Annotated in this window: 10 protein-coding genes; 6 read left to right on the top strand and 4 right to left on the bottom strand. The window is 64.1% G+C overall.

Features of this window, described 5'->3' with window-relative positions:
* Window positions 1–84: 84 nt before the first annotated feature.
* The 3 genes from ggt to OO306_RS23185 all read right to left on the bottom strand — a co-directional run bounded on the left by ggt (window position 85) and on the right by OO306_RS23185 (window position 3,542).
* Window positions 85–1,752 (bottom strand): gamma-glutamyltransferase, encoded by a 1,668-nt coding sequence (gene ggt, locus OO306_RS23195; protein WP_027595443.1) that lies wholly within the window; start codon window positions 1,750–1,752, stop codon window positions 85–87.
* 117 nt (window positions 1,753–1,869) lie between these two features.
* On the bottom strand, window positions 1,870–2,766 hold the full coding sequence (locus OO306_RS23190) for a LysR family transcriptional regulator (protein WP_027595444.1): 897 nt from the start codon (window positions 2,764–2,766) through the stop codon (window positions 1,870–1,872).
* A 185-nt stretch (window positions 2,767–2,951) separates the two neighbouring features.
* The gene (locus tag OO306_RS23185) at window positions 2,952–3,542 is read right to left on the bottom strand and encodes an NAD(P)H-dependent oxidoreductase (RefSeq protein WP_265970023.1); all 591 of its coding nucleotides are present in this window, start codon (window positions 3,540–3,542) and stop codon (window positions 2,952–2,954) included.
* Window positions 3,543–3,737: 195 nt separating this feature from the next.
* Between OO306_RS23185 and OO306_RS23180 the strand changes: the two genes are divergently transcribed.
* The gene (locus OO306_RS23180; RefSeq protein ID WP_265970022.1) at window positions 3,738–4,052 is read left to right on the top strand and encodes a putative quinol monooxygenase; all 315 of its coding nucleotides are present in this window, start codon (window positions 3,738–3,740) and stop codon (window positions 4,050–4,052) included.
* On the opposite strand, the gene OO306_RS23175 is transcribed toward OO306_RS23180, so the two are convergent.
* Window positions 4,042–4,806 (bottom strand): sulfite exporter TauE/SafE family protein, encoded by a 765-nt coding sequence (locus OO306_RS23175; RefSeq protein WP_265970021.1) that lies wholly within the window; start codon window positions 4,804–4,806, stop codon window positions 4,042–4,044. The genes OO306_RS23180 and OO306_RS23175 overlap by 11 nt on opposite strands.
* Window positions 4,807–4,883: 77 nt before the next feature.
* Here OO306_RS23175 and OO306_RS23170 point away from each other — a divergent pair, with 77 nt between their 5' ends.
* From OO306_RS23170 to OO306_RS23150, 5 genes are all read left to right on the top strand, one after another.
* On the top strand, window positions 4,884–5,765 hold the full coding sequence (locus tag OO306_RS23170; RefSeq protein WP_265970020.1) for a LysR substrate-binding domain-containing protein: 882 nt from the start codon (window positions 4,884–4,886) through the stop codon (window positions 5,763–5,765).
* A gap of 227 nt (window positions 5,766–5,992) precedes the next feature.
* Entirely contained in the window at window positions 5,993–6,598 is a 606-nt protein-coding gene (locus OO306_RS23165) for a CDP-alcohol phosphatidyltransferase family protein (protein ID WP_027595449.1), read from the top strand.
* A 30-nt stretch (window positions 6,599–6,628) separates the two neighbouring features.
* Window positions 6,629–8,386 carry a bifunctional alpha/beta hydrolase/class I SAM-dependent methyltransferase gene (locus OO306_RS23160; RefSeq protein ID WP_238209711.1) on the top strand — a complete coding sequence of 586 codons (1,758 nt, stop codon included), beginning with the start codon at window positions 6,629–6,631 and terminating at the stop codon, window positions 8,384–8,386.
* Window positions 8,383–9,705: a phosphatase PAP2/dual specificity phosphatase family protein gene (locus OO306_RS23155; protein ID WP_265970018.1), complete on the top strand. Its 1,323-nt coding sequence runs from the start codon at window positions 8,383–8,385 to the stop codon at window positions 9,703–9,705. Before OO306_RS23160 ends, OO306_RS23155 begins: the two co-directional genes overlap by 4 nt.
* The gene (locus tag OO306_RS23150; protein ID WP_265970016.1) at window positions 9,702–10,133 is read left to right on the top strand and encodes a hypothetical protein; all 432 of its coding nucleotides are present in this window, start codon (window positions 9,702–9,704) and stop codon (window positions 10,131–10,133) included. Before OO306_RS23155 ends, OO306_RS23150 begins: the two co-directional genes overlap by 4 nt.

The raw sequence follows: 10,133 nt of genomic DNA, 5'->3' as shown, positions 1-10,133 counted from the left end.
AGAGGCCAGTGGCAGCACCGAAGATTTACTGGGCTGCCACTGGCCTCTTCGCAGCACAAGGCTGCTCCTACACAAGTGCGGTCGTTATTTGACGATCATCCCCACCCCACGCCCACGCGGATCGGACGCCGTTTCCAGCTTGTCCCCGTTCACCCGGATCGCCTGGATATCGCCCATCTCCCAGCCCTGGTCCTCCAGCACATACCCCATTTTCTTCAAGTCATCCGCTACCGCGCCGGTCAGCGGTGCATAGCTGTCGAAGTAGATAGTGTCTTTAGGCAGCAACTGATGGTGCACACGCTGCGCCGCTACCGCCTTTTCCAGCGGCATGTCGTAGTCGTACAGGTTGTTCATCACCTGGAAGATCGAGGTGAAGATGCGCGAGCCACCTGGCGTACCGATCACCAGCTCGACCTTGCCATCGCGGGTCATCAGGCTTGGGCTCATGGATGACAGCATGCGCTTGCCCGGCTCGATGGCGTTGGCATCACCGCCGACCACGCCAAAGGCATTGGCCGCACCCGGCTTGGCGCTGAAGTCGTCCATCTCGTCGTTGAGCAGGAAGCCGGCGCCCTTGACCACCACGCCACTGCCGTAGTCGAGGTTGAGGGTGTAGGTGTTGCTGACCGCGTTGCCCTGTTTGTCGACGATGGAGAAGTGCGTGGTCTGGTGCGGCTCCAGCCCCGGCTTGACGTCATCGGTGACCGAAATGGCCTTGGGGTTGACCTGCGCGGCGCGCTTGGCCAGGTAATCCTTGGCAATCAACTGATCGACCGGCACCTTGGTGAAGGCCGGGTCGCCCAGGTAGTCGGCGCGGTCGGCAAACACGCGCTTCTCGATCTCGGCAAGCAGGTGAATGTACTGCGCCGAGTTGTGCGCCACGCCCTTGAAGTCTGCCGCGCGGTCTTCCTTGATGCCCAGCAACTGGGCCAGGGCGACGCCGCCGGAGCTTGGAGGCGGCGCTGTGTAGACCACGTTACCGCGCCAGCTCAAGGCCATCGGCTCACGCCAGACCGCCTTGTAGTCCTTGAGGTCTTGCTTGGTGATCAGGCCTTTGTCGGCCTGCATCTGCGCCACCAGCAGGTCGGCGGTCTTGCCCTGGTAGAACTCGCTTACGCCCTTGTCGGCAATGCGCTCGAGGGTCTGGGCCATTTCTGGCTGTTTGAACAGTTCGCCGACCTTCATGTTGCCGAAGTAGTCGTTGAAGTTGGTCGCCGTCTTGAACAGGCCTTGGGCATCGTTGCGGTACTGGTACTGTTTTTCGGCAATCTTGAAACCGTTTTTGGCATAGCCGATGGCCGGCGTCAGCAGCTCGCTCCACGGCAACTTGCCGAACTTCTGGTGCGCCTCCCACAGGCCCATCACCGTGCCGGGTACACCTGCTGCCCGCACACCGACCAGGCTGAGGTTCTCGATCACCTCGCCTTTGTCGTCCAGGTACATGTTGCGGCTGGCTGCCTTGGGCGCCACTTCGCGGTAGTCGAGGAAGTAGGGCTTGCCGTCGACGAACAGGGTCATGAAGCCACCGCCGCCGATGTTGCCGGCCTCTGGGTAGGTCACCGCCAGGGTGAATGCCGTGGCCACGGCGGCGTCCACGGCGTTGCCGCCTTTTTTCAGGATATCGGCGGCAACCTGTGCACCATATTGATCGGGCGCAGCCACCGCGCCACCTTCCAGGGCGGCTGCATAGGCCGAGGAACAGGTCAGGATCGCGGCTCCGAGGGCCATGGTCGGGAACAGGACAATACGCATGACACTTCCTTGGTGTTGTTTTTGTTGATCACTCAGTAAGGCCGAAGCGTGTCGACTGTGCAATCCAACGTAGGAAGTTTCGCCGCCTTTGGGCAGGATGTGTCGCGTTCAGGCAACTCAGCAGGCGTACATCGCCAGCTTGCGCTGGATAAAATCGAGGAAGCACTGGATGCGCAGCGCCAACTGAGTGTTGCGGTAGTACACCGCATGGATCGGCTGGCGATAGCCGTTGTTGGCGTCGCCCAGCAGCACCTGCAGGCGGCCGCTGCGGATGTCTTCGTGGGTCATGAAATGCGACAGGCTGACGATGCCCTCCCCGGCCAGCGCCAGCTGGCGCAGGGTTTCGCCGCTGGAGGCGATCAGCGCGGGGCGGATCGCCCAGCGGTCGCCCTGGGCATGGCGCAAGGGCCAGTGGTTGAGCGACTCGGGCTGGCTGAAGCCGAGCAAGCAGTGGTTGGCCAGGTCTTCGACGCGCTGCGGGGTGCCGTGGCGTTCCAGGTAGGCGGGGCTAGCCAGCACCTGCACCGGGCTGCACCCCAGGTTGCGGGCGTGCAGGCTGGAGTCGGCCAGCTCGCCAATACGGATCGCCACATCGGTGCTCTGTTCGAGCAGGTCGATGATCAGGTCGTCGGTGTTGAGCTCAAGCTCGATGCCGGGGTACTGGCGGCGGAACTCGCCGATCCAGGGCAGGATGGCGTGCAGCATGAACGGCGCGGCGGCGTTGATGCGCAGGCGCCCGGTGGCGGTCTGGTGGTTCATCGACAGGCGCTCTTCCATCGCGTCCATCTGTTCCAGGATCAGCCGCGAGCGCTCAAGAAAGAAGCGGCCTTCTTCGGTCAGGTCCATGCGCCGGGTGGTGCGGTTGACCAGGGTGGTGCCAAGCTTGGCCTCCAGGCGCGACAAGGTGCGGCTGACGGCTGACGGGGTCTGGCCCACCTGCTCGGCAGCAGCAGAGATCGAACCGCAGTCGATCACAGCGACGAATACCTGGAGTTCTTCGGATCGGGTTTTCACGCGCTTGGCCTTGGCTGGAGTGTGCCGTGATTCATAGCGGGTCGGTGGGGTCTGTGCAAGGGGGGCCGCTGCGCGGCCCAATCGCTGGCAAGCCAGCTCCCACAGGGTTTGGGTTGTCGTCGAACGCACTGTGGGAGCCGGCTTGCCGGCGATTGGGCTGCGCAGCAGCCCCTTTCACAGGCAACTTACACAGCTTTGCCAAATACCTTGTCCAAGTGCGCTTCATACGCTGCCAACGCCGCTGGCACATCCGGGCGCTTCATCACATCCACCGCCAGGAAGGTCGGCAAGCCGGTCATGCCAAGGAACTGGTTGGACTTGTGGAATGGGAAATACACGGCGTCCACACCCTTGCCCTCGAAGAAATCGCTGGGGTCGTCAAACGCCTGCTGCGGGGCGTTCCAGGTCAGTGACAACATGTACTGCTTGCCTTGAATCAGGCCACCGCTGCCGTACTTCTGCGAGGCATCCGAACGGGTACGGCCGTCGTTGGCGTACAGGCTGCCATGGCCTTCGGTGAAGACGTCATCGATGTACTTCTTCACCGTCCACGGTGCGCCCATCCACCAACCGGGCATCTGGTAGATCACCACGTCGGCCCAGAGAAACTTCTCGACCTCTTCCCGCACATCGTAGCCGCCATCGATGAAGGTCTGCCGCACGTCGAAACCGGCGCGGTCCAGGTGCGCGAGCGCCGCTTCGTGCAGGGTCGTGTTAAGGCGGCCATCGGAGTGAGCGAACTGTTTACCACCGTTGAGCAGAAGGATGTTTTTCATGCTGGCCTCGATTTGGCGATGTCGATCCGAGGGCGTGCTGCCTGGATCGAGTCAAATTGGATGACCGGCAGATTAGAGACTCAGCGGCAGGGGAAACAGCGGCCATGAGTCAAAATACAATTGCCTTCAAATCACGAATGGCCAGCTAATTATTGCCTTAGAATCGGTTCATCATTCACCAGCGAGTAGCGATCCATGAGCGAGCAGTACGCTTTTATCCTCAGAGCCAAGACCCGCCCGGAAATGGCCGAAGCCTTCGAAACCCTGTTCCGCGCCTATGTCGAACCCAGCCGCCAGGAACCGGGCTGCATCGAGTACCACATGCTGCGCGACAAGGCCGACCCGAGCCTGTTCGTGTTCTACGAAGTGTGGGCGGACAAAGCTGCACTGGATGTGCACTCGGCCCTGCCGCACATGGTCGCGTTCTTCGAAAAGCGTATGGACTACCTGGAACGCGAGTTCGATATCCAGTTGATCGACATGCTCAGCGCCTCGTCTGCTAACCGTTGATCAGCAGATGGCCGCCGAGCACGGCCAAGCCAATGAAGAAGCAGCGTTTGAACAGCGCGGCACTGATGCGCTGACGCAACCACTGCCCCGCCAGCATGCCCACCAGTGCTGGCGCCAGCATCAGCAATGAAGCACCCAGCGCCTGGCCGCCCAAGGCATCTTGCCCGGCCAGGCCCAGGGCCAGCGCCAGGGTCGAGACCGTGAACGACAGGCCCAAGGCCTGGATCATCTCGTCGCGGTTCAGGCCAAGGCTTTGCAGGTACGGCACTGCCGGCATCACGAATACGCCGGTAGCGGCCGTGACTACGCCCGTCACCAAGCCGCACAGCGGCCCCAGCCACCCTTCCCGCGCTTGCGCCACGCGCAACCCTGGGCCCATCAGCCCATACACCGCATACACCAGCAACGCGGCGCCCAGCGCATGCGCGGCCCACGCGCCACTGTTGATGCCCAGCCATGCGCTGCCAACCAGGGTGCCGACACAGATCATCACCAGCATCGGCCCCAGGCGACGCAGCAGCACCCGCAGATGACCACCGGCAGCCAGCTGCCAGAGGTTGGTGAGTGTCGACGGCACGATGAGTAAAGCGGCAGCCTGCGCAGGCGGCATAGCCAGGCCCAGCAGGCCCATGGCGATGGTCGGCAAGCCGAGGCCGATGACGCCTTTGACGGTGCCGGCCAGCAGAAAGGTGATGACCACCAGCAGTGTCAGTGCCGGGCCAATGTGTTGATAGAACGCGATCAAGGTATTCATAGGGCCATGATGGCGTGCGCCAGGCTGGCTGAAAATCTGCCATATACTCAGCCTGACTATTGCCAGGACAGAGGCACATGCATTTCGACCTGATCGACCTCGCGCTTTTCCGGCACACCCTGGAATGCGGCAACATCACTGCCGGCGCCCGGCGCAGCCATCTGTCGCTGCCGGCTGCCAGTGCGCGCATCCGCGCGATGGAAGCGTCCCTGGGCACGCAATTGCTAGCGCGCAATCGCCGCGGCGTACAACCGACGCCTGCCGGGCAGGCGCTGTTGCAGCATGCCCGCCTGATCGCGCAGCAAGTGGAGCGCCTGCAATTCGACCTGGGCCAGTACGCCCAGGGGCTGCAGGGCCAGGTGCGGCTGTTGTGCAACACTGCGGCGCTGACCGAGTACCTGCCCGAATTGCTGGCCAGTTATCTGGCACAGAACCCCGGGGTCAGTGTCGATGTCCAAGAGCTGCCAAGCTTGCGCATCGTGCAGTCGATTACCCAAGGCATCGCCGACCTGGGGATCATTTCGACTGCGGCGCCCAGCGAGCATTTGCAGACCCTGCCCTTTCGCGATGACCCACTGGTGTTGGTGACCCCCCTTGCGCATCCGCTGGCGTTACACCCTGCGCCAAGCTTCATCGACAGCCTGGCCCATGGTCATGTCGGGCTGGGAGCAGACAGCGCATTGGCCTTGTACCTGGAGGAACAGGCCCTGCGTGAAGGCTTGCGGATGCGCGTACGGGTACGAGCCGATGGCTTCGATGGGGTGCTGCGCATGGTCGCGGGGGGCGCCGGGGTCGGCGTTGTGCCGTTGGCTTCGGTGCAACGCTGGCAAGGGCTGTTGCCGCTGCACTGGGTGGCGCTTCGCGAGGACTGGGCCAACCGCCAATTGATGGTGTGCGCGCGGGATTTTGCAGCGTTGCCCGGCTATGCGGCGGGCTTGGTCAAGCGCTTGGCAGGCTGAGGCTACCTTCGCCCAATGCACGTTTTTTGTAGGAGCGGCCTTGCGTCGCGAAGGGCTGCGAAGCGGCCCCAGCAATATCTGCGAGGACCCTGAAATCTGGGGCCGCTGCGCGCCCCGTTCGCGACGCAAGGCCGCTCCTACACGAATAGGCGTAAATCTGCTCCGGCGCTTGCGGCCACTGGGGCTCTTTGCCCACAATCACGCTGCACCACGAAAAGGAGTTCCAAGTGCCCTCGATCTACCAGCTCAAACCCCGCTTCCAGGCCTTGCTCCGGCCCGGCGTCAAGCGCCTCTACGACCGTGGCGTCACCGCCAACCAGGTCACCGTCGCCGCCGCCTTGGTCTCGGTCCTGCTGGGCCTGCTGCTGGCCGGGTTCAGCCACATCACCTGGCTGTTCATCCTGATCCCGCTGTGGATGTTGCTGCGCATGGCGCTCAACGCCGTGGACGGCATGCTAGCGCGGGAATTCGGCCAGCAATCCAGGCTCGGTGCCTACCTCAACGAACTGTGCGACGTGATCGCCGACGCCGCGCTGTACTTGCCATTCGCCCTGCTGGCTGGCGTCTGGCCCAGCCTGGTGGTGCTGGTGGTGCTGAGTGCGACCTTCAGCGAATACGCCGGCGTCATGGGCCCGCTGGCAGGCGCCTCGCGCCGCTACGACGGGCCGATGGGCAAGAGCGACCGGGCATTCGCCTTTGGCGTACTGGGCACCGGCGTTGCGTTCGGCCTGCTCAACGCCACCTGGCTCAACGGCCTCTTGCTGGTCATCTTCGCGCTCTCGCTCTATACCCTCTACAACCGGGTTCGCCAAGGGCTGGTCGAAGCCCGCTGAGCCCATCGCCGCCGGACAAGGATTCTCGCCATGCGCCAAGCGCAATCGCTGCATTTCTCTACCCATGACGGTGTCGAGTTGCACTACCGTCATTGGCCCGCGACACGCAATGAACACCAGCCGCGCCGCGCCGTGGTGATGTTCCACCGTGGCCACGAACACGGCGGGCGCATGGCCCACCTGGCCGACGAACTGGACATGCCGGGCTACGATTTCTTCGCCTGGGATGCCCGCGGCCACGGCCAGTCGCCGGGCGCCCGCGGCGACAGCCCAGGGTTTGCCACCAGCGTGCGCGACGTGCAGACCTTCATCGAGCATCTGCAGACCGTGCACGGCATCGCCGAGCACGACATGGTGGTGCTGGCGCAAAGCGTCGGCGCCGTTCTGATCGCCACCTGGGCCCACGACTACGCGCCCAAGGTACGCTGCCTGGTGCTGGCCTCGCCGGCGTTCAAGGTCAAGCTGTATGTGCCCTTCGCACGGCCTGGCCTGAAGCTGCTCAAGGCCGTGCGCGGCAACTTCTTCGTCAACAGTTACGTCAAGCCGCGCCTGCTTACCCATGACCCCGAGCGGGTCATGTCGTACGTGGCCGACCCGCTGATCAGCCGGCCGATTTCGGTGACCATGCTGCTGGGCCTGTACGAAGCCGCCGACCGTGTGGTGGCTGACGCCCAGGCTATTCAGGTACCGACGCAGTTGCTGGTCTCTGGCGCGGACCTTGTGGTCGAGCGCAAACCGCAGGAGCGCTTTTTCGAGCGCCTGGGCAGTGCACGTAAAGAAATGCACATCCTCCCGGGCTTTTTCCATGACACCCTCGGTGAACGCGACCGCGCCCATGCGCTGAAGCGCATCGAGCGCTTCGTCGCACATTGCTTCGACAGCCCTGTTACCGCGCCTTCGCTGCTCGATGCCGACAAGGTCGGCGCCAGCTGCGCCGAAGCCGAAAGCCTGGCCGCGCCCTTGCCACGCAACTCGCCCCGCGACCTCTACTGGCGCGCCACCCGTGCCAGCCTGCGCCTGGGCAAAGGGCTGGCCGAAGGCGTGAAGCTGGGGTTCGACACCGGCTTCGACTCTGGCAGCACCCTCGACTACGTCTACCGCAACCAGCCGACGGGCAAAGGCAAGCTGGGCCGCATGGTCGACCAGAACTACCTCAACGCCATCGGCTGGCGCGGCATTCGTCAGCGCAAACTGCACGTCGAAGAACTGCTGCGCGAGGCCATTGCCCGCCTGCGCGCCGAGCAGCGGCCGGTGCATATCGTCGACATCGCCGCCGGCCACGGCCGTTACATCCTCGAAGCCTTGGAGGAACTCGAACAACGGCCCGACTCCATCCTGCTGCGCGACTACAGCGAACTGAACGTGCAACAAGGCAGCGCATTGATCGCCGAAAAAGGCCTGGCCGAGATTGCCCGCTTCGTCCAAGGCGATGCCTTCGACCGCGCCAGCCTCGCGGCGCTGCAGCCTGGGCCTACGCTGGCCGTGGTGTCTGGCCTGTACGAACTGTTCCCCAGCAACGCGTTGGTGAGCAATTCCCTGGCCGGCCTTGCCGATGCCGTCGAAGCAGGCGGTTACCTGGTCTACACAGGCCAACCTTGGCACCCTCAACTGGAGATGATCGCGCGTGCCCTGACCAGCCATCGCGGCGGCGAGGCGTGGGTGATGCGCCGGCGCAGCCAGGCAGAGATGGACCAACTGGTAGAGGCGGCGGGCTTCCGCAAGCTGGCCCAGCGCATCGACGAATGGGGCATCTTCAGCGTCAGCCTGGCGCAACGGGTGCGTGAATGAACCCAACGCGTGAGCCCGGGCTGATTCGGCGGGGCGTGTTCTGGCTGTTGCTGCTGGGGCCGTTCTTCTTCCTCAGCTATGGGCTGGTGAACACCCACACCGCCAGCCGCAGTGATGTCGGCAGCCTGGTGTTCGGCTGGGAGCACGGCATGCCGCTGTGGCCCTGGACGATCATCCCGTACTGGTCGATCGACCTGCTGTACGGGTTGTCCTTCCTGCTGCCACGCACGCGCCAGGAGATGGACCGGCATGCCCTGGCGCTGCTCACGGCACAGGTGATCAGCGTCAGTTGCTTCCTGCTCTGGCCGCTGCGGTTCACCTTCGAACGGCCAGAAATGGCTGGGCTGTTCGGCTGGCTGTTCGATGTGCTGATGGGCTTCGACAAGCCTTACAACCAGGCGCCTTCGCTGCACATCGCGTTGCTGGTGATCATCTGGACGATGTTCGCCCGGCACGTGCACCGCCAGCCCTGGCGCTGGGTGGTGCATGGCTGGATGGCGTTGATCGGCGTGTCGGTGCTGACCACCTGGCAGCATCACTTCATCGACGTGCCCACCGGCGCATTGGCAGGGTTTGTGTGCTTATGGCTATGGCCGTGGCAAGGTCGCCTGCCATGGCAGCAGGCCCGCCTTGCGCACGATGGCAAATGCCAGCGGCTGGCGCTGTGTTATGGCGTTGGGGCCTTGCTGTGCGCGGGGCTGGCGTACGCGGTGGGCGGTGCCGGGTTGTGGCTGTCATGGCCAGCCGTGGCGCTGTTGTGGGTGTCACTGAACTACGGCTTGTTCGGCGCGGGTGGTTTTCAGAAGGGCGCCGATGGGCGCTTGTCCAGCGCCGCGACCTGGCTGCTGCTGCCCTATCTGATCGGGGCGTGGATCAATTCCAGGGTCTGGACACGGCGCCATCCGCAGGCGGATGAGGTGTGTGACGGGGTATTCCTGGGGCGGATTCCTGGCCGTGGTGAGGGCGCGCAGTTCGTTGCCATCGTCGACCTTTGCGCAGAGCTGCCGTGCCGCACTGGGGCCGCTCTCACCGCTCAGAACTACCGCTCGCTTCCCACCCTGGACTTGATCGTGCCCGACAGCAACCTGTTGCACGAAGCTGCAAACGCTATCGAGCAGTTGCGCCAGCAAGGCCCTCTGCTGGTCTGTTGCGCCCTGGGATATTCGCGCAGCGCCAGCGCCGTGGCGGCCTGGCTGGTACTCACGGGGCGCTGCGCCGATGCCGACCACGCTGAACAGCGGATACGCAGCGCACGCGCTGGCGTGGTCTTGCACGCGGCCCATCGACAGGCCCTGCAACAGCTTGGCGCACAGCGATGAACCTACAACTGACCGCCAGCCTGCTGGCCCGAGGCCGCCAGCTGGAGCGCCTGTCGGACGGCATCACGCTGCTCGCCCTGGGCGTTGGCCTGGCACCCTTGTTGGGCGCCTCGCTGCCGCCACTGGGCAGCCTGCTGTGCGCGCTGCTGCTGGCGCTCGGCGTGCTGCACAAGTACTGGGCCATCCGCGTGGCCCTGGATGCCGAACTGTTCGCCCACCTTGGCGCCAGCCAAGACCTGCCGGCAGACACGCAAGCGCTGGACCGTGCCTTGTTCGACCTCAACCTGAAACCGCATGCCAAGGATAGCCGCGACTGGCCCGCTCGCAGCCAAGCCGCACTGGCCCTGCTGCGCCGCCAAGCCATGTGCGTGGGCCTGCAACTGTTGCTGGCCTTGGCTACCCTGCTGACACTGCCCTTTACCGGATGA

Source organism: Pseudomonas sp. DCB_AW, assembly GCF_026240895.1.
Taxonomy (GTDB): domain Bacteria; phylum Pseudomonadota; class Gammaproteobacteria; order Pseudomonadales; family Pseudomonadaceae; genus Aquipseudomonas; species Aquipseudomonas kermanshahensis.
This window is presented reverse-complemented; position numbering and strand designations above follow the sequence as displayed.

Bases quoted from the DNA above. Each gene is read 5' to 3' on its own strand.
- OO306_RS23180 (WP_265970022.1), top strand. From the start codon at position 3,738: ATGAGCGAGCAGTACGCTTTTATCCTCAGAGCCAAGACCCGCCCGGAA.
- OO306_RS23175 (WP_265970021.1), bottom strand. From the start codon at position 4,806: ATGAATACCTTGATCGCGTTCTATCAACACATTGGCCCGGCACTGACA.
- OO306_RS23170 (WP_265970020.1), top strand. From the start codon at position 4,884: ATGCATTTCGACCTGATCGACCTCGCGCTTTTCCGGCACACCCTGGAA.
- OO306_RS23160 (WP_238209711.1), top strand. From the start codon at position 6,629: ATGCGCCAAGCGCAATCGCTGCATTTCTCTACCCATGACGGTGTCGAG.
- OO306_RS23185 (WP_265970023.1), bottom strand. From the start codon at position 3,542: ATGAAAAACATCCTTCTGCTCAACGGTGGTAAACAGTTCGCTCACTCC.
- OO306_RS23150 (WP_265970016.1), top strand. From the start codon at position 9,702: ATGAACCTACAACTGACCGCCAGCCTGCTGGCCCGAGGCCGCCAGCTG.
- OO306_RS23155 (WP_265970018.1), top strand. From the start codon at position 8,383: ATGAACCCAACGCGTGAGCCCGGGCTGATTCGGCGGGGCGTGTTCTGG.
- ggt (WP_027595443.1), bottom strand. From the start codon at position 1,752: ATGCGTATTGTCCTGTTCCCGACCATGGCCCTCGGAGCCGCGATCCTG.